Genomic DNA, 16,837 nt, shown 5'->3' with positions numbered 1-16,837 from the left:
AGGATATAAGATGCGGCTTAAATCAACGTTATTGGTCTTGTTTGCAGTATCATCGTCGCCAAACGCTTTGACTTTAGAAGAGTCAGTTACGTTATCTCTCGATAGCTCCCCCAGTTTGCTTGCTCGCTATTCTCGCTATGAGTCGATGGTACGAGACCGAAATGCCATAAATGGTTCATTTCTTCCTCAGGTTAATTTGTATGCAGCAGCAGGGTACGAAGGTACTCGATATAACAACGGAAACTACATCGACAGTGAAGATAGAACATTAGAAAGAACGGAGATGGGCGTAAGAATCTCCCAACTGTTATTTGATGGATTTAAAACAAGTGCTGATGTTGATCGCCTATCTTACGAGGCTGAAGCTGAACGCTTAGGCTTATTGGCATCTGCGGAAAATGTCGCATTAGATACTGTCAGAGCGTATGTGGACGTTTTACATGCCCGAGAGTTGATGAAACTGACAGAAAGAAACCTAAGTGAACACCAAGAGATCTACCGTTTCATTCTAGATAAAAAAGAAAAAGGTTTAACCAGCAACTCCGATTTAGCACAGGTTTCTTCGCGTGTCGCGACAACACAGTCCTCATTGATTGCCGCCCAAAACAATCTTTCCGATGCTAGAACAAGATTTGTACGTTTAGTTGGTCGAGCGCCGCAAAACTTAGTTGAGCCTGTTTACCCGCAGGAATTGCTTCCGAATAAGCTTGACGAAGCACTCAAACAAGCGGTTAGGCTGCACCCATCCATACAGTCGGCGATGAAAGATTTAGAGGCGGCTCGACATGAAGTAAAAAGAGAAAAGGGGGATTACTACCCAGAGCTCAAGCTTGAGCTGTCAGCCAACAAAACAGACAACGTGGATAATATTGAAGGCATTAACGAAGATGCAAAGGTTATGCTGACGGTCAACTACGATCTTTTTAACGGCTTTTCTACAGACTCCCGAGTGGAGTCATCTGCCTGGCGAGTAGAGGAGGCGAGGGCTATTCGAGCAAATGCAGAACTAGATGCGAATGAAGGTGTAAGGCTGGCATGGGACGCACATACATTGCTTCAACAGCAAATGGAGTTTTTAAAAGTCAACGTTGATGCGGCGAAAGTAACTGAATTAGGGTACATCCAGCAGTTCAATGTAGGGCGACGCAGTTTGTTAGATGTATTAGATGCCAAAGTTGAAACGTTTGTTGCGAGACGGAACTACACCCGAACAAAGTACGATCATTTGGTTGCCACTTACCGTTTATTCAACTCGATGGGGATTCTGACTTATGCGTTGCGAGTTGAGTATCCAGAGAACTGGAAGGAGAACAATAATGGATAAATTCGCAGTGACGAGTCTTCTAGTTTTCATGTTAGCAGGCTGTGCTGAATCACCGAATACGACGTTGACCACATACCAGTACAACGACCTTAAAGATAATGATAGTGATGGCGTGATAAACCAACGAGATAACTGCGCAGATACGCCAAAAGGTGTGGTTGTTGACAGTGAAGGCTGTGCGAATTGGGTCAACGACTCGCAGACACACCTGATCAGCTTTTTCTTTGCGATGGATGAGCATCAGGTAACGCCATCTCATGATATGCCGCTAAGCGAGTTGAAAGCACTGCTTCAGAGTAACCCAAATGCGCAAGTCATACTGATAGGAGACACAAGCCCTGAAGCGTCACTCGAATACAACAAAGCGTTGGCAAAGAAAAGGACGGCAGCTATACGAGAATTGCTAGTGAGAAACGGCATTCAAGATAATCGAATTGAAGAGCAAGAGTTTTATCAGAATACGGCATTGACGGTACAACTAAAAAAACGGGAAAGGCGCACAATTGCTGTTGTAAACACGAAAGCTGAAAGTACTGAACAAGCGTGGACTATATTTAGTTCGGACAGCGAGTTGACACCTAATTCGAAGTTGGAGCTGAATTATGAAAATTAAAGTCTTGCCTTTCCTTGCTCTAACTTCATGTTTGATTTCACCGCTGGCATTTTCTGACTCTGAGGCTCGAACATCGATTTTTGTCGAGCCAGAGATACTAGAAACGATAGAAACATTGATAGATGAGCCAAGTGTAAATGTAGCGCTTGCATCTCAGTCTGTTGGTTTTAACGACATGCTAAATGACGGAACCTCTATTGCGATCACATCTAAGAAATGGTCAGATGAAAACATCTCCCGATTTCAACGAGAAAGAGGCCACAGGCCTACACGTTTGTTTTTAATGGCAAACGCTATTGTCGTAATCAATAGTCAAAAGAGTACGGTAGATAGTGTTTCCGTTAGTGAATTGAAACGCTGTGATGCAAATACGTATGCTTTCGGGGAGATGCGTTTAAGTAACCCAGATGTGAGCTCTAATGGTTGTCAATTATCGATTCAAATGCTTGATGAAGACCGATTGAAACGGGCTTTAAGCGACGACTTGTCAGCCAAAGCTTATATGCGATACTCCGATTTTAAATACTCAGAACAGTGGTCGAGCTACAAGGCTCTCTCTGTTCATCATAACGATGACTCATGCTCTTTGAGCACAGATTGCATCTATTCTCTTCGCTATCCATTTTCCGTGGTCTATTACGTTTATATAAATAAACAATTCGACACTAATCAGAAGATCAAAAAATCAAAGCTATTTGAACTCCTTACAACCGACAACAATACACAACAGGTACGAAATGCTGGGTTTATTCCACTACCAAAAGCGCTTATTAAAATAAATAGGGTGAAGTTAGGGCTAGATGAGCCAGTTGTTTTAAACGGGTATAAATAAACTTCATACGCCTAACTATGTGGGCTTGAGTGAACGTACCGCTCTAGGAAGTTTGCCTTGCTGCTCATTTATCTTTGGTTAACCTTTGGTCAATTGAGTTGGTTGTAAGTGGTTTTGTTGGTAATTTTTCTATCATTGTGGCAAGTTTACTTAAAACTACTTAAGTGAATTTAAGTTATGACACAAGAAGAAAGACTCGTAGCGCTCAGAGCGAAGCTGGAGCAGCAAAACAAAGTAACGTTGTCTGAAGTTTGTGAGTACTTTGGTATCTCGCGAGATTCAGCTCGCCGAGACTTAGTTAAGTTGAGTCAGCAACCTGGGTTACAAAGAATACGAGGTGGTGTCATGCTTGCGCCGATCTCTTCCCATACCGAGGCATACGCGAGTCGACCCGTGAGTGACGTTAAACATCGACTAGCTCAAGCTGCCACAGCGTTGTTGGATGAGCGCGACCATCTTGTTATTGATACCAGCACCATTTTGTCTCTGCTCCCACTCTATGCAGGAAAAGCGCGTTGTGGAGAAAACAAGCTCAACGTCGTTACTAACAGCATTGATGTACTGACCGCTGCTGAAACAAACGACACAATGGACGTTCATTTCTTAGGCGGACACTTTGACCCTTATGCCAGAGCAGTTTTAGGGGCGCAAGCAGAGCAGCAAATGCAGCAGTATCACGTGAACAAAGCGTTCATTGGCGTGTGTGCATTGACATCCCGAGGGCTGACAACAAATAGTTTGTTAGAAGCTACAATGAAACAAGCGATGATTGCTCAAGCTCAGCAGGTCATCGTCGTTTGTGAATCCCGAAAAATTGGTAGCGACAATTTCCACCACGTATGTGATTTGTCAAAGATCGACATCATTATTACCGATCATCCCCCTCAATCAGATTTTCAACAACTCCTCGATCACAATGATATTGAATGTATTGTTGTGTCACCGAAATAAGGAATCTTAGAATGGCTTACGATCCCGTAAAAACCGCTGTGATTGGTTACGGATATTCAGCAAAAACGTTTCATTTACCCTTCATTAAAGCGCTACCAAATTTAACGCTGAGCGCGATAAGCTCTCGTCAACAGGAGGCGGTTCAAAATGATTGGCCAGATGCCAAGTGGTTTTCTGATGCGAATACTTTACTCGATGATAGTGATGCAGAGCTCGTAATCATTACTGCGCCAAATGACGTACATTACGAACTTGCAAAGCGTGCGTTGAACAATGGGAAACACGTCATCGTCGAGAAACCGTTTGTTACTCGTATAGAAGACGGTAATGAACTTATCGCCTTGGCGGAAGAGAAAGGTCTAGTGCTGAGCGTTTTTCACAATAGACGTTGGGATGGAGATTTTCTCACGGTTAAATCTCTTATCGAACAAGGTAAGTTAGGTGATATAAAGCTGTTTGAGTCACACTTTGACCGTTACCGCCCTGAAGTTCGTCAACGATGGCGAGAGCTAGCTCAAGATGGTGGTGGTATTTTATTCGACCTTGCTCCTCATCTTCTCGATCAAGCATTGGTGTTGTTTGGCTTGCCAGATGCGATAGACGCACAATGTCGAATGATGCGTCCGGGCGCGACGACGATTGATTACTACAACTTGGTGCTTCATTACCCAGACCATATTGTGCATTTACATTCAAACTTGTATAGCCCAGAGCCGAACCTCCGTTACAAAGTATTGGGTACGGAAGCTAAATATGAAAAGTTCGGATTAGATCCTCAAGAGGGCTACTTAAAAGAAGGCCGTTTGCCGGAAAACGATGCTTGGTCGGAAGAAGATGAGGCGTTATACGGCGTCCGTTACGACGAAGACGGTGCGCAAACTATCAAAACGGAGAGAGGCGCGTACCAAGCTTACTTTGTTGGTGTGGCAGATGCCATTCGTTTGGGTACTGATAACCCGGTTCCTGCCGCTCAAGCAGTACAGAATATCGCTTTGATTGAGATGGCATTGGAAAGCAGTAAAACGGGTAAAACGATTCAGGTGAAACCATGAGTTTGACGCTTGAACTCGTGGCCCGGCAAGAGCATGAACTTCAGTTGGCGGAATTTAATCACCATATTGCGTGGTCTATCGGCCTTGCTCTAAAAGAAGAGGCTGAAGCTCGCGGCGCGGCTGTTGCTATTGAGGTTTACGGCTTTGGACAAACGCTATTTCAATACGCGATGGCAGGAACCTGTGCTGATCATGTAGATTGGGTCCGTAGGAAGCGAAACTCAGTATTAAGGTATGGCCACAGCTCTTATTATCTTTCTCTGTACAACAAGCAAAAGCAACGTGATTTCGAAAATCAGCCTCATCTCGATGCTCGTGAGTACTGTGCTCATGGTGGCGCGTTCCCAATTCGGCTTTCTGGGTCTGGTTTGGTTGGGGTTGTGACGGTATCGGGTTTACCGCAGTTAGATGATCATCAGCTAGTTGTGGATATATTAAAAACGATGACAGAGACAAAACCCTCTTAAACGCCAAATATGAAAGTAGCACGGTTCTTTATCGTGCTACTGAATTCTCTTTTTAGCTCATAAAGTGTTCTTTAATGTGAGCAAATATTAACATTGATCCCAACTTACTACCTGAAAATCAAATCAATTTCATATAACCTATACGCTCATTCATATAGAAAGCCTTCAAAGTTGGCCATTGGCAATGTCTTTTAGAAGAAAAGAAAAACTCAATCTTAGAAATCTTATTGTCACCCTATGTGTGTTCAGTGTGCTTGTCACTTTGATCAACGCATTCTACTCGATTTATCGTGTTCAAAGGGATCTCATCATCAATAACACGTTAGAATCAAACCGTGTTTACGCCCAAAAAATGTCTGAAATGACAGACTCTTTCATAGAAAGCTCAATGTCGCAGCTAAAATACAGTGCGAACGTGCTAAAAGACAAGATGCATGACGCTCAGCTTCTTGATAAAGAGGCTGAGAGATTAAGAACGCAAACCAAATCATTTAACTCTGTGGTTGTCGTTAATGCAAAAGGGGTTATTATTTCTGTATCCCCTGAAACACTTCAGGTGAAAGGTGTAAGGTTAGTGGGTGAAAGAAAACGCCAGTCTTTAAACGCTCAAGCACCGGTTGTTACTGAACCATTTATATCGCCAGCTGGAAATTACTTGTTAACCATCTCATACCCTATATTTTCTCAATCTAATGAATATTTAGGTTATATCGGCGGCACTATTTATCTAGAAAAAGAAAATATTCTTGCAGAGTTACTCAGCCAGCACGCATACAAAGATGGTTCTTTCCTTTACGTTGTCGATGAGAGTAACACTCTGATTTATCACCCAGATCAGTCGAGAGTTGGTGAAGTAATCGACGATAATGAGGCAATCAAAGCGGTGACGATGGGGCAGAGCGGTAACAAAGAAATTGTTAACTCTCGCGGCGTCGAAATGCTTGCTGGTTATGCACCAGTAAAGTCATCAGGATGGGGAATTGTTGCTCAGCGCCCGAAATCGATGACGTTATCTGTGCTAGATGAACAGATGTGGAATGTTTTCCTTAAGTCGATTCCAATTGGTTTATTAACTTTGTTACTAATTTGGTTCTTGTCCCTTCTTATTTCTAGACCACTTTGGCAGTTAGCTGGTGCTGTGCGAGGTGTCGAAGAACATTCATCATCTATCGATGACCTCAAACTGGTTAAGTCTTGGTATTTTGAGGTCTCACATTTGAAGCTTAGTTTTCTTAAAGCATTTGGTATCGTGTCAAAAACCATTGATAAGCTGCAACTGGATACATTAACAGATTCGATGACTGGATTATTGAATCGACGTGGATTAGATAAAGTGCTTGGTTTGTTTAAGCAGGAAAATACCGCGTTCTCTGTTTTGGCGCTAGATATTGACCACTTTAAGAGCGTAAACGATAACTATGGCCATGACGTGGGTGACAATTTACTTAGAGAGTTTGCGCAGTTAATGAAAGACCAAGCTCGCTCTAATGATCACCTGTGTCGTTCTGGCGGTGAAGAGTTTATGATGTTTTTGGAAAAAACAGACGTAAACCACGCTATGGATGTTGCAGAGCGTATTAGACACAACGTGGAACAACATGACTTCCAGGTGGTTGGTAAGGTCACGGTTTCGTTGGGCGTTTCTCACTGGAAAGGCAATGACACACCAATTGAAGCGGTAATGAAAGACGCCGATAATGCACTGTATAAAGCGAAACATAATGGAAGAAATAGAACGGAGTTGGGTGACGACGCACAATAGATATTGCGCTTTATGCTGAACATAAAACGAGCCAGTGACTAATCTTTGCTGTTAATCGCTGGCGTAACCGCTACCAATTGCGCGAAACGGCAAGTTAAGCTCTAATTCTGGAATTTGTTTACCCACCCAAGCCGGGAATGTATTGCTATTTGGCCCTGGAAACAGCGTATATTCTTCAGCCCAAGGGTATTGGCTAATAACACTTTGTATTTTAGGGATAAGCTGGCGGGCCTTTTCACCTTGTATGGAGAGGATCTTTTCTGGTTTTGCACCATACCAATATCGATCTGGCGTCCCAGTTTGGTACTGATATAGAGCGGGTTGTCCGCGATTCACTCTCCAGCCGACTACTTCATACACTGTATATTCGTTCGCATTTTCAGGCTTTATTGCAAACCATGTATGAACGGCAAACCAGCCTCGCCAACCAAACGCGTCTGCGGCGTAAAACTCAATCACAGCATGCTTAACATTGGAAGGATCGGGTGCGATACCCGCAGGTTCTCTGCTAGCGGTATGCCAATCTCCTTGAGTGCATCCACCCAGCATAACCGCGATTGACATGAACCCAATTTTTACAAGGTGAGTAAAGTTGAGAAGGTCTTTCATTTATTGCTCCTAGACCAACCGATGTTGGTAACGCTCTACTGATTTTAGCTATAAAAACGTGGCAAGCCTGATTGTTGAAATCCTCTCCTTATTAAAAGAGAGAGGGAAGTTAGTGCCATAATTCCAGTTCATACGTAATAATAAGGTAAGCCGATTTGTAACATGTGGCATAGACGATGCCGTATTTCTCGAACGATTCGTCTAGTTGCGTATGAAAAAGTAAGAGGTTGTATGTATTCCTTACACGGCTACATAAATTAAAAGCATTAAAAACAGAGGTTTACAGTGGGTTTTGACTGATTGAGTGAGTTTGGGACCCTCACATTGCCTCACATTTGCTTGTTTTGGGCGGAATTTTCATCGCTCATCTTTTTGCGCGTTTAGAGTCAGCGTTCAGCTATGGCACAATAGGCGCTCACAGAACAAGTGCTGTTTGGTCATGCAAATAGCAGAAAAATAACTAGAAATAGAATAATTAATGTTTAAATCAAAAAGTATACTCGCATTAAGCGTGTTCGCATTTGGCTGTTTTGCCAATCAAGATAGCGAACCAACGTCCGTTGTGCTGAACTATGGTGATTCCTCCATCAGTACTGATATTCAAGCCAATCGAAAATTTCATGTTGTCCGAGACAATGAAAGTGAGCACGTAGAATTTTCCGGCGGAATCACAAAGGAGTATTCCGATTATATTGTGAATATTCATATCATAAGAAAAAGCAATATACGCAGATCAAGCCGTGAGCTGAATACTACCGTATTGATGAACAGTGATCAGATTGGGAAGCCTTTAGTGATTGGCATTGAAAATGATGAGTTCACTAGTATCACTTTGCGTTAATGCTTAGTATTTATTGAATAGGAATGAGGAAATTGATGCTCTCAATACGCTGCTATCGCACCGAGGATGCCCCAACACTGTGGGCACTCTTTTACCATACTGTGCGAATCATTAATCGTCGCGATTATACGGAATCACAAGTTTCCGCTTGGGCACCATCAGATTTTGACCTCGATGTGTGGCAACGAAAAATGGACGATATTCAACCATACGTCGCGGAGATAGAAGGGCAGGTCGTTGGCTATTGTGATTTGCAAGGTGGCGGCTTGATTGATCATTTCTTTTGCCATCATGAATACCAAGGACAAGGTGTTGGTCGTGATTTGATGTCTTTTCTTTTTTCACAGGCGAAAGTACAGGGGATAAAACGACTGTATTCTGAAGTGAGTATTACCGCCCGACCTTTTTACGAGAAAATGGGTTTCACAGTTAAGTCTCGACAACATGTTGAGGTTAGGGGAGAAACCTTAACTAACTTTATGATGGAAAAGTATATTTAACTTAAATAGTGAGCATTTAGTGAGCTTGAACACAGATATAAAATGTTTTCCAATGTGAAAACGAGTTCATTGATCTCGCACCAACGTTTTGTTTGAAAACAGTGTACATAATCTTCTCTGGAACGCCATTACCGCATTTCGTCTCTGAAGGCTTAAAAACAGTCTGAAAGTTTTGGTTTTGCGGCGGGTAATAGCGTTCCAAACGCCAAATGTGTCTGGCTAACCATCTCAGGAAGAGAAGTAGTACTATGCGCCCTTATCTCAAATACGTTGTTCCAACATTGATACCATTGCTTGTTTGGTTAATGCCTCTCTCTGCGTTCCCATTTGATGGCATTACTATCGTCCAGCAAAGAGTGATTGCAATCTTCTTGCTTGCCGCACTTTGCTGGGTATTCGAGCCAATTCCAATCTACGCCACTTCGGTTGTGATCATTGTCCTAGAGCTATTGCTTGTATCAAATAAAGGTATTGTGCTCTTTCGTTTGCAAGAAGGGCAGCCACATTTTGGTGAGCTATTACAATACAACGAGATAATGGCGACCTTCGCTAGTCCGATTATCATGCTCTTCCTCGGCGGTTTCTTTTTGGCTATGGCGGCGACAAAGTACAGGTTAGATGTCAACTTAGCCCGAGTGTTACTCAAACCATTTGGACAAAAACCAAAGTTCGTTATGCTGGGGTTGATGCTGATCACCGCTGTTTTTTCCATGTTTATGTCAAACACCGCAACAACAGCGATGATGTTGTCCATTTTAACCCCTGTGATAGCGGTTTTCGGGCCTAAAGACCCAGGTCGAATTGCATTCGCCTTGTGTATTCCTGTTGCAGCCAACATTGGTGGCATTGGTACTCCAATCGGCACGCCACCGAATGCCATCGCCCTAAAATATTTGGTTGGTGACAACTTAATTACGTTTGGTGAATGGATGGTATTTGGTGTGCCATTCGTTATTGTGATGATGGCGTTAGCTTGGTTTCTGATTGGCTTTTTATATAAAGCCGAACAAACCACCATCGATCTGAACATTAAAAGCAAGTTTTTGAAAACACCCAAAGCAATAATGGTTTACGTCACCTTTGCCGGCACGATTATTCTTTGGTTGATGGGTTCTGCACATGGAATGAATTCTTACACAGTAGCATTAATTCCGGTCGCAGTGTTCTCATTGACGGGCATCATCAACAAAGAAGACTTGAAGAAAATCTCTTGGGATGTGCTTTGGTTGGTGTCAGGCGGTATTGCTCTGGGCCTTGCTCTAGATAAAACCGGGCTTGCGAAGCTGGTGGTACACAGCATTCCGTTTGATCAGTTCTCGCCATATGTTGTCTTGTTTGGTGCGGCTTTCTTGTGCTTGTTAATGGCAAACTTTATGTCGCATACAGCCACCGCAAACTTGCTGATGCCGATTATGGCTGCGCTGGGTACTTCTATGGCTTCGCTAACGCCTCTCGGCGGTGAAGTTACTCTGATCTTAGTCGTGACATTTGCTGCTTCACTCGGTATGTCGTTACCAATCAGTACGCCACCAAACGCGTTAGCTCATGCAACAGGGCATGTCGAGAGTGGCCAAATGGCTCGTATCGGTGCCGTGCTAGGCGTGATTGGCGTATTACTCAGTTTTGTGATGGTGTGGATTTTACATACTGTTGGGCATATTGGATAACCCATGTACGAAACGAAGTTAGACGCGTTAGTACAACGCTACTTTAATCACCTTGAACGCCGATTAACGGTTTTATCCGGGTCGGTGCTTATTGAGCAAGCTGGCTACAACGATCGCTTGTACTATGTGCTGTCGGGAGAACTGGCGGGGTATTACGCGGAAGATGACAAGAAACCGATTCAGGTATTTTCTGCGTCTCAAGGTGCGTTTATTGGCGTACACAGTTTCTTTTCTGGTACGTGGACTGCCTCTTCGACAGTGATTGCTCAAACCGATGTTGAATTGGCTTGGATACAGCGCGATACGCCCGCCGTGGAAGAGGCGACATACGGACCATTGACGACACAATTTATGCCTGTGATGGTTAACGAATTATCTCGTCGTCAACGGCGCGCAATGCAAGAGGCATTGGCTAAAGAAAAAGCACTACAAAAGCTTCATACCGCAGAGCAAATGACAACGTTGGGGCAGCTTGCAGCGGGTATTGGTCATGAGTTGAACAATGCGATAGGCGTTGTAAGCAGTAAATCAGAACGGCTAGAGACAGTTATCATGGAACTGCTTGAAGAAGTTCATCCGGAAGCGAGTCAATTTTTTGATTTTGGTTTAATGCAAGGGCAGAAAGTCTCTTCTAGCGAAGCGAGAAAGCGGGGGCGCCACTTCGAAAAATACTACGGTTTAACCAAGGAGGTTGCTCGTGATCTTGCACGTGCCGTTCCAAACAACTTCCTTTCAGAACATTGGCTAAAAAGACCAGAAGAAGCGATACGTTTCTGGCAAATGGGGCGAGATCTGCATGACTTACGCATCGCCTCTAAACATACCGTTGGCATTGTGCGATCCGTAAAACAATTGGGGCGCACGGATATCGACTTGGATGAAGCGATTAACATCAATGATTCAATCAATCGCGCCTTGGCTCTATTGCAAAGTGACTTAAGACGAGTGAGTGTTCGTTTTAGCCCTGCGGATTTACCTGCTTTTATTGGTTCTCAAACCGAACTCGTCCAAGTTTGGGTAAATATATTAAAGAATGCGTGCGATGCACTTGGTGAAACGGAGAAACCCGGTATCGAAATACATACTCGGGAGAGTAAGGGTAAAATTTTGGTCACGATTGCTAACAACGGACCAGAAATTGATGAAGCGACACGTAGAAAAATTTTCCGGCCAAACTTCACCACTAAAAAGGGGGGATTGTCGTTTGGTTTAGGGTTAGGTCTGTCGATTGTGAAGCGCATTATCGCCGGATATAACGGCTCTATTGTGGTAAAGAGCGACAGTGAAAAAACGATTTTTAGAATCAAGTTACCAGTAGAGGGTGAACATGGAGAAGCTTAATGTAATTTGCGTTGATGACCAACGAGAGGTACTAAGCGCGGTTCTACAAGATTTAGAGCCGTTAAATCAATGGTTGAATATCGAAGACTGCGAATCAGCAGGTGAGGCTCTAGAACTGATGGATGAATTTGATGCAGAAGGCGAGATGATCGCATTGATTATTTCCGATCATGTGATGCCAGGTAAAACGGGAGTAGAGCTGCTGACCGATGTATCAAAAGACGGTCGTTTTGGCTTTACGAGAAAAGTGCTTCTTACCGGGCAAGCGACGCACACCGATACGATTAATGCGATCAACTCCGCAGGCATTGACCGCTACTTTGAAAAACCATGGCAAGCAAGCCAATTAATAGAGTGCGTTAGAAACCTGGTGACCCAATATATCTTTGATGTGGGCTTAGATTACACTCAGTATCACGAACATTTAGATCAGAGTGTGGTGTTTGAACGCCTACGTTAATAGGGGGCATTAAGCTTTGTTTTCGTCACGGCCAGTTAGTGTCTGAAATCTATAGTGAATAGTTCAGCATGTTTAACGTGGCCGTGCGGAATATTGCTCTAGTATGCTTAACTCAACGAATAGCGGCTTGCACTGGCAACAGAAAGTGGCTTAGAGAACCAATAACCTTGCAGATAATCGACGCCCATTTCGGTAAAAAATTCACACATTTTGGCGTCTTCAATTCCCTCAATCACTACTTCAATATTATTTTCCTGGCACATAGTGATAAGAAACTTCAGATATTCTTGTGAAGAGCGGTTGGTTAGTGTTTTCCACGCCATCGACCTATCAATTTTGATTTGTGTCATCGGGAGGTCGAAGAAGCTATTTAATGAACTGTAACCCGATCCAAAGTCATCCAGAGAGAGTGCAAATCCTAGTTCCCTGAGGGTATTCAGAGGGGCAATGGCTGTCTGATTATTATCCAAAATAAACGTTTCTGTTAGTTCCAAAACAATAGACTCAGGATCGACACCAACCTCATCCGCCATGGCTTTAATTCGCGCAGGGAATTCACTGTTCATTAACTGAAGTACAGAAACATTCACGTTGACGCGAACTTGGTTTTGGTAACGCTCACGGTAGTTTTTGATAAATTCACACGCTTTGGCAAAGACTTGATATCCGAGCTCGACAATCAAACCTTTGTTCTCTGCGACGGGGATGAATTCGTCTGGATAAATTTCGCCAAACTCTTTGCTACGCCAGCGAACCAGAGATTCGAAGCTCACTACTTTTGAGCTTTTGGCGTCAATAATTGGCTGAAACTTAACGCTTAATGTCTGTTTTTCAAGTGCACTTTTTAGACCTTGCTCAATAAAGAAATAACGGTCTACGGCATGCTGAGTTTTCTCACTGTAAACCGCAACACGGTCTTTATTCTGTTCGCTTGCGTACTGACAAGTTCGTGCTGCTTTACGTAATATTTCCTCTGCTGAGTGACTTGGATCTATGCAAGGATACAAACCAATACTAATGTTACTTCCTAAGTATTGGCCCTCTTCAATCACTGCCTCGTGGTAGGTTTCCTTTAAACTTTCGGCATAACTTTGCAGCGTTTCTACCGAGCATTCATCGTGAATCAAAATCGCAAAGTCATCATCATGTACGCGATATACAGAACTATTTGGAGAAGGTAGGTGACTGAGAGTTTGTAGCAATTTTTCCACTAACCCATCGACCAACTCGCTGCCATATTGATTTAAGTAAGATTTAATCTCTTCTATCTGAATGTAACAGATAGATGCACAAGAATCGGTGGCTCGCACACTATCTTCAATATCCAGCAAGAGATGGGCGCGATTAGCCATACCTGACGCATTGTCATGAAATGCGACTTGATGAATGTAGCTTTCCATCAGCTTGCGTTCAGAAATATCACGGTGGCTACCAACCATATAATGACCATGTTCTGTTTCTTTGGTCATGGCTACGCCTTCAATCCAGACGTACTGTCCATTGGGTTTACGCACGCGGTAGGTCGTTGTGACTCTCGTGTTGTTGGTAATGATGTGAGCATCGACCCGAGTGGAGAGTCTTTCTCGATCGAGAGGGTGAACAAGGTCTAACCATTGCTCTAAGCTGATTCGACCAGCGTTGATACCAAGCTGCTCATAAAAGCCCTTGTTATAAAATACCATGGTGCCAAACTCATCCATGTAAAAGAGGCCTTCGTTAAATACATCGAAGATATGAATGAATCGTTCTTCGACGATTTTTAGGAACTCTCGGTCACTATCTGAGACTTGTTGGTCAAATATGGTGGTCAAGATATTTCCTCCTCGAGCCTTTTAGCATCAGAGATGAGTGTTGGGGTTGATAACATAGAGTTGATCTGCTGGCGTACATTACAATCACAAAAGTGTCAGTTCAAATTGTTTGGCTATCATTTTATGCGCTACTAGGTTAATAACATACTAAGATTAGGCGGCTAATCATCGACATTTATAAAAAATAGTCAACAGTAAAAATCATTTATAAAATACAGTTATTGATGCCGTCCGCAATCTATAAATATTTATGAATAATTATCCTAAAGTTATTTTCAGTTGTGTCGGTATCAATGTGCTGTTTTCTAACGTCATTTGTATATATGTTATCTTGGATAAAACCATAATAACAAAAAGGACTTAATGAGCGCGACCGATTATTAATTGACAGGATGCTCATTAATTGTAATCAATTCAAATTTATTATCACGCCAAGTAATCAAATCTCTTATAATGCGGACGTTAATATCGAGTAAGCCTTCTTTATATGCAGTACGATCCGAAAAATTCAATCAAAATTGCGCTCGCTGATATCGGCGTTGGTATGTTTGTTACCGCGATAGAGCACAACAAGCGCGTCAATTTAGCCAATGCAGGGCGGATATCTAGCCCTGAAGGCATTAAGAAGCTTGCTACAAGTGGCGTAAAGTATGTTTGGGTAGATCAAACATTATCTTCGCAGCAGTGTGTCTTCAAGCCTGTAGATGAATCAACTGATGCCACTAAAGAGACGCGAGAGCAGAAACACTCCGATTTTAAGAGGGATCAACGAGCTTATCGTTCGAGAGACATCCAACACAAGCGAGCCAAAAGGCTGATCGCCGAAGCAAAAGATTTGGCGCAAAAACTATTGAATCAAACTTTTGAAGGAAAAATCATAGAAGTTGATGAAGTAGAAGCTTGGGCTGACGATGTCATTGAAAGTGTTTTTATTGACTCAGATGCGTTGCAGTGTGTCTCTGCACTCCGAAAAAAAGACTCTTATTTATTGGAACACTCCGTCAATGTCGCTTGTCTTTTAGTGTCATTCGGTAAGTACTTGGGCTTGGATAAACCAACGCTAAAACAGCTTGCTGTAGGTGGCATTATTCATGATGTAGGTAAAATTAAAGTCGATGATAAGATCTTGCACAAGCCAGCGAAGCTAACGCCTGAAGAATTTGAACATATGAAGCTACATCAAGTGTTCGCAGGTGAGATTATCCTTCACGTAAAAGGGCTTAGTGCAGTAAGCCGTGATGTTTGTTTGATGCACCACGAGAAGTTAGATGGCAATGGTTATCCTAGAGGCTTGAAGGGGGATGAGATTCCAATTCACGGCCGTATGAGCTGTATTGTAGATATCTACGATGCGCTAACGGCTGATCGCTGTTACAAAAAAGGCATGAGTTCTGCGGAAGCGTTTAAAATCTTGTTGAGTCTAACGCCATTTCATTTAGACGCAGACTTAGTTTACAAATTCATTAATTGCATTGGGATGTACCCCGTAGGCTCCATTGTCGAGTTGAACGATGGGCGTGTTGGTATTGTTTGGTCTTCAAATGAATCTCAAGCATTAAAGCCAGAAGTGAAATGTTTCTACTCCCGCAAGTATAAACGATACATTGATGTCACGATGGTGGATTTAAAAACGAGTGCGTACAAAATTGAAAGAGCGATCGCGCCTTCATCGTTAGAGATCGATCCTAAGCCTTTTTATGATTAAGAGAAATAGATAAGCTTATACAACAGGCTTTACATCCTTGCATGTAGATCGTATTTTATTTGCATAACTATCTATTAATTTTTTCTAAGTCATTTAGATGCAAGATGGTTATTAAGACCTCGGCTTCATGGATAGAAACCGGGCGATAAAATAGTTCTATACACAATGGGCTATAAACCTCATTTTGCTGGAAGGGATGCCAATGCAAATAGATACATGGATTTTTTACACTCTTGCCATTCTCGTGCTCACAGCTTCACCAGGACCAAGCTCACTGTTGTGTTTAAGTAAAGGAGTGAGTAGTGGGTTTCGTATTGCTTTCATGACTGCACTTGGCAGTTTGTCTGCGATTACGAGCATCCTTACGCTCTCATTTACCGGGCTGGGAGTTGTCATTGCTTCATCTGAGTTAGTTTTTAATATTATCAAATGGTGTGGTGCCGCTTATTTAATCTGGTTAGGTATTCAAGCGTTGCGCTCATCTCAGAGAGATTTTAATAAAACGGCAACGACTCAAAGTTCCGCGACAGCGTTCAGCGCGTTCACTAGTGGTTTCATTGTTGGCGCTAGTAACCCCAAAGCGATAGTCTTTTTCACCGCTTTGTTTCCTCAATTCATTGAACCTTCCGCACCGCTACTGGCTCAATACGCGATTTTCGCGTCTACATTTGTGGTTTTTGAGCTTAGCTGGCTAACATTTTATGCATTGTTAGGGGTAAAAGCCTCCGATTGGTTGTTTGTCGCTGGAAGGGCGAAGTTGTTCAATCGTTTGACTGGTGGAGTATTTATTGGTGCAGGCGTGATGTTGTCGACGGCAAACCGATAAGTAAGACAGATTTCGGTACGCAGTTAGGTTTTCCCATATAGTAAGTTGGAATGCGCTAATTTAGCTTTGTCTTATT

16 protein-coding genes are annotated in these 16,837 nt (G+C 42.9%); 14 read left to right on the top strand and 2 right to left on the bottom strand.

What is annotated here, in order from left to right; genetic code table 11:
* Positions 1–10: 10 nt before the first annotated feature.
* From MTF70_RS17700 to MTF70_RS17670, 7 genes are all read left to right on the top strand, one after another.
* Positions 11–1,324, top strand: coding sequence for a TolC family outer membrane protein (locus MTF70_RS17700; RefSeq protein WP_064368370.1), 1,314 nt, complete (start codon positions 11–13; stop codon positions 1,322–1,324).
* Positions 1,317–1,937, top strand: a complete 621-nt coding sequence (locus MTF70_RS17695) for an OmpA family protein (protein WP_053303115.1) — start codon at positions 1,317–1,319, stop codon at positions 1,935–1,937. Before MTF70_RS17700 ends, MTF70_RS17695 begins: the two co-directional genes overlap by 8 nt.
* Complete coding sequence (locus MTF70_RS17690; RefSeq protein WP_132936632.1) at positions 1,927–2,769, top strand: phosphate ABC transporter substrate-binding protein; 843 nt, start codon at positions 1,927–1,929, stop codon at positions 2,767–2,769. Before MTF70_RS17695 ends, MTF70_RS17690 begins: the two co-directional genes overlap by 11 nt.
* A 177-nt stretch (positions 2,770–2,946) precedes the next feature.
* The gene (locus MTF70_RS17685) at positions 2,947–3,720 is read left to right on the top strand and encodes a DeoR/GlpR family DNA-binding transcription regulator (RefSeq protein ID WP_132936633.1); all 774 of its coding nucleotides are present in this window, start codon (positions 2,947–2,949) and stop codon (positions 3,718–3,720) included.
* Positions 3,721–3,731: 11 nt separating this feature from the next.
* Positions 3,732–4,772 (top strand): oxidoreductase, encoded by a 1,041-nt coding sequence (locus MTF70_RS17680; protein WP_172563283.1) that lies wholly within the window; start codon positions 3,732–3,734, stop codon positions 4,770–4,772.
* On the top strand, positions 4,769–5,239 hold the full coding sequence (locus tag MTF70_RS17675) for a heme-degrading domain-containing protein (RefSeq protein WP_205460937.1): 471 nt from the start codon (positions 4,769–4,771) through the stop codon (positions 5,237–5,239). Before MTF70_RS17680 ends, MTF70_RS17675 begins: the two co-directional genes overlap by 4 nt.
* Before the next feature lie 184 nt (positions 5,240–5,423).
* Positions 5,424–7,001 (top strand): sensor domain-containing diguanylate cyclase, encoded by a 1,578-nt coding sequence (locus MTF70_RS17670; RefSeq protein ID WP_005389121.1) that lies wholly within the window; start codon positions 5,424–5,426, stop codon positions 6,999–7,001.
* Positions 7,002–7,052: 51 nt separating this feature from the next.
* On the opposite strand, the gene MTF70_RS17665 is transcribed toward MTF70_RS17670, so the two are convergent.
* Positions 7,053–7,610: a DUF3750 domain-containing protein gene (locus MTF70_RS17665; RefSeq protein WP_170893813.1), complete on the bottom strand. Its 558-nt coding sequence runs from the start codon at positions 7,608–7,610 to the stop codon at positions 7,053–7,055.
* A 478-nt stretch (positions 7,611–8,088) separates the two neighbouring features.
* Here MTF70_RS17665 and MTF70_RS17660 point away from each other — a divergent pair, with 478 nt between their 5' ends.
* The 5 genes from MTF70_RS17660 (at position 8,089) to MTF70_RS17640 (ending at position 12,419) form a co-directional block, all read left to right on the top strand.
* Positions 8,089–8,451, top strand: a complete 363-nt coding sequence (locus MTF70_RS17660; protein ID WP_053350584.1) for a hypothetical protein — start codon at positions 8,089–8,091, stop codon at positions 8,449–8,451.
* A 35-nt stretch (positions 8,452–8,486) separates the two neighbouring features.
* Positions 8,487–8,951, top strand: coding sequence for a GNAT family N-acetyltransferase (locus MTF70_RS17655; RefSeq protein ID WP_132936636.1), 465 nt, complete (start codon positions 8,487–8,489; stop codon positions 8,949–8,951).
* Positions 8,952–9,199: 248 nt separating this feature from the next.
* Entirely contained in the window at positions 9,200–10,618 is a 1,419-nt protein-coding gene (locus tag MTF70_RS17650; RefSeq protein WP_017634015.1) for an SLC13 family permease, read from the top strand.
* A 3-nt stretch (positions 10,619–10,621) separates the two neighbouring features.
* Positions 10,622–11,959, top strand: a complete 1,338-nt coding sequence (locus MTF70_RS17645) for an ATP-binding protein (protein WP_170893811.1) — start codon at positions 10,622–10,624, stop codon at positions 11,957–11,959.
* Positions 11,946–12,419, top strand: coding sequence for a response regulator (locus MTF70_RS17640; protein WP_053303110.1), 474 nt, complete (start codon positions 11,946–11,948; stop codon positions 12,417–12,419). Before MTF70_RS17645 ends, MTF70_RS17640 begins: the two co-directional genes overlap by 14 nt.
* Before the next feature lie 107 nt (positions 12,420–12,526).
* Here MTF70_RS17640 and MTF70_RS17635 read toward each other — a convergent pair whose 3' ends face one another.
* Entirely contained in the window at positions 12,527–14,230 is a 1,704-nt protein-coding gene (locus tag MTF70_RS17635; protein WP_005377743.1) for an EAL domain-containing protein, read from the bottom strand.
* A gap of 487 nt (positions 14,231–14,717) precedes the next feature.
* Between MTF70_RS17635 and MTF70_RS17630 the strand changes: the two genes are divergently transcribed.
* Both MTF70_RS17630 and MTF70_RS17625 read left to right on the top strand, forming a co-directional pair.
* Positions 14,718–15,935 (top strand): HD-GYP domain-containing protein, encoded by a 1,218-nt coding sequence (locus tag MTF70_RS17630; RefSeq protein WP_042522873.1) that lies wholly within the window; start codon positions 14,718–14,720, stop codon positions 15,933–15,935.
* Positions 15,936–16,137: 202 nt separating this feature from the next.
* Positions 16,138–16,761 (top strand): LysE family translocator, encoded by a 624-nt coding sequence (locus tag MTF70_RS17625; RefSeq protein WP_021033866.1) that lies wholly within the window; start codon positions 16,138–16,140, stop codon positions 16,759–16,761.
* Positions 16,762–16,837: the final 76 nt, after the last annotated feature.

Source organism: Vibrio sp. 2CM40D (genome assembly GCF_023161825.1).
GTDB classification, from domain to species: Bacteria; Pseudomonadota; Gammaproteobacteria; order Enterobacterales; family Vibrionaceae; genus Vibrio; species Vibrio alginolyticus.
The sequence above is the reverse complement of the archived record's forward strand: the minus strand, read 5'-3'. Positions and strand labels throughout refer to the sequence as shown.

Bases quoted from the DNA above. Each gene is read 5' to 3' on its own strand.
- MTF70_RS17695 (WP_053303115.1), top strand. From the start codon at position 1,317: ATGGATAAATTCGCAGTGACGAGTCTTCTAGTTTTCATGTTAGCAGGC.
- MTF70_RS17700 (WP_064368370.1), top strand. From the start codon at position 11: ATGCGGCTTAAATCAACGTTATTGGTCTTGTTTGCAGTATCATCGTCG.
- MTF70_RS17670 (WP_005389121.1), top strand. From the start codon at position 5,424: ATGTCTTTTAGAAGAAAAGAAAAACTCAATCTTAGAAATCTTATTGTC.
- MTF70_RS17660 (WP_053350584.1), top strand. From the start codon at position 8,089: ATGTTTAAATCAAAAAGTATACTCGCATTAAGCGTGTTCGCATTTGGC.
- MTF70_RS17625 (WP_021033866.1), top strand. From the start codon at position 16,138: ATGCAAATAGATACATGGATTTTTTACACTCTTGCCATTCTCGTGCTC.
- MTF70_RS17685 (WP_132936633.1), top strand. From the start codon at position 2,947: ATGACACAAGAAGAAAGACTCGTAGCGCTCAGAGCGAAGCTGGAGCAG.
- MTF70_RS17690 (WP_132936632.1), top strand. From the start codon at position 1,927: ATGAAAATTAAAGTCTTGCCTTTCCTTGCTCTAACTTCATGTTTGATT.
- MTF70_RS17680 (WP_172563283.1), top strand. From the start codon at position 3,732: ATGGCTTACGATCCCGTAAAAACCGCTGTGATTGGTTACGGATATTCA.
- MTF70_RS17675 (WP_205460937.1), top strand. From the start codon at position 4,769: ATGAGTTTGACGCTTGAACTCGTGGCCCGGCAAGAGCATGAACTTCAG.
- MTF70_RS17665 (WP_170893813.1), bottom strand. From the start codon at position 7,610: ATGAAAGACCTTCTCAACTTTACTCACCTTGTAAAAATTGGGTTCATG.
- MTF70_RS17630 (WP_042522873.1), top strand. From the start codon at position 14,718: ATGCAGTACGATCCGAAAAATTCAATCAAAATTGCGCTCGCTGATATC.
- MTF70_RS17650 (WP_017634015.1), top strand. From the start codon at position 9,200: ATGCGCCCTTATCTCAAATACGTTGTTCCAACATTGATACCATTGCTT.
- MTF70_RS17655 (WP_132936636.1), top strand. From the start codon at position 8,487: ATGCTCTCAATACGCTGCTATCGCACCGAGGATGCCCCAACACTGTGG.
- MTF70_RS17640 (WP_053303110.1), top strand. From the start codon at position 11,946: ATGGAGAAGCTTAATGTAATTTGCGTTGATGACCAACGAGAGGTACTA.
- MTF70_RS17645 (WP_170893811.1), top strand. From the start codon at position 10,622: ATGTACGAAACGAAGTTAGACGCGTTAGTACAACGCTACTTTAATCAC.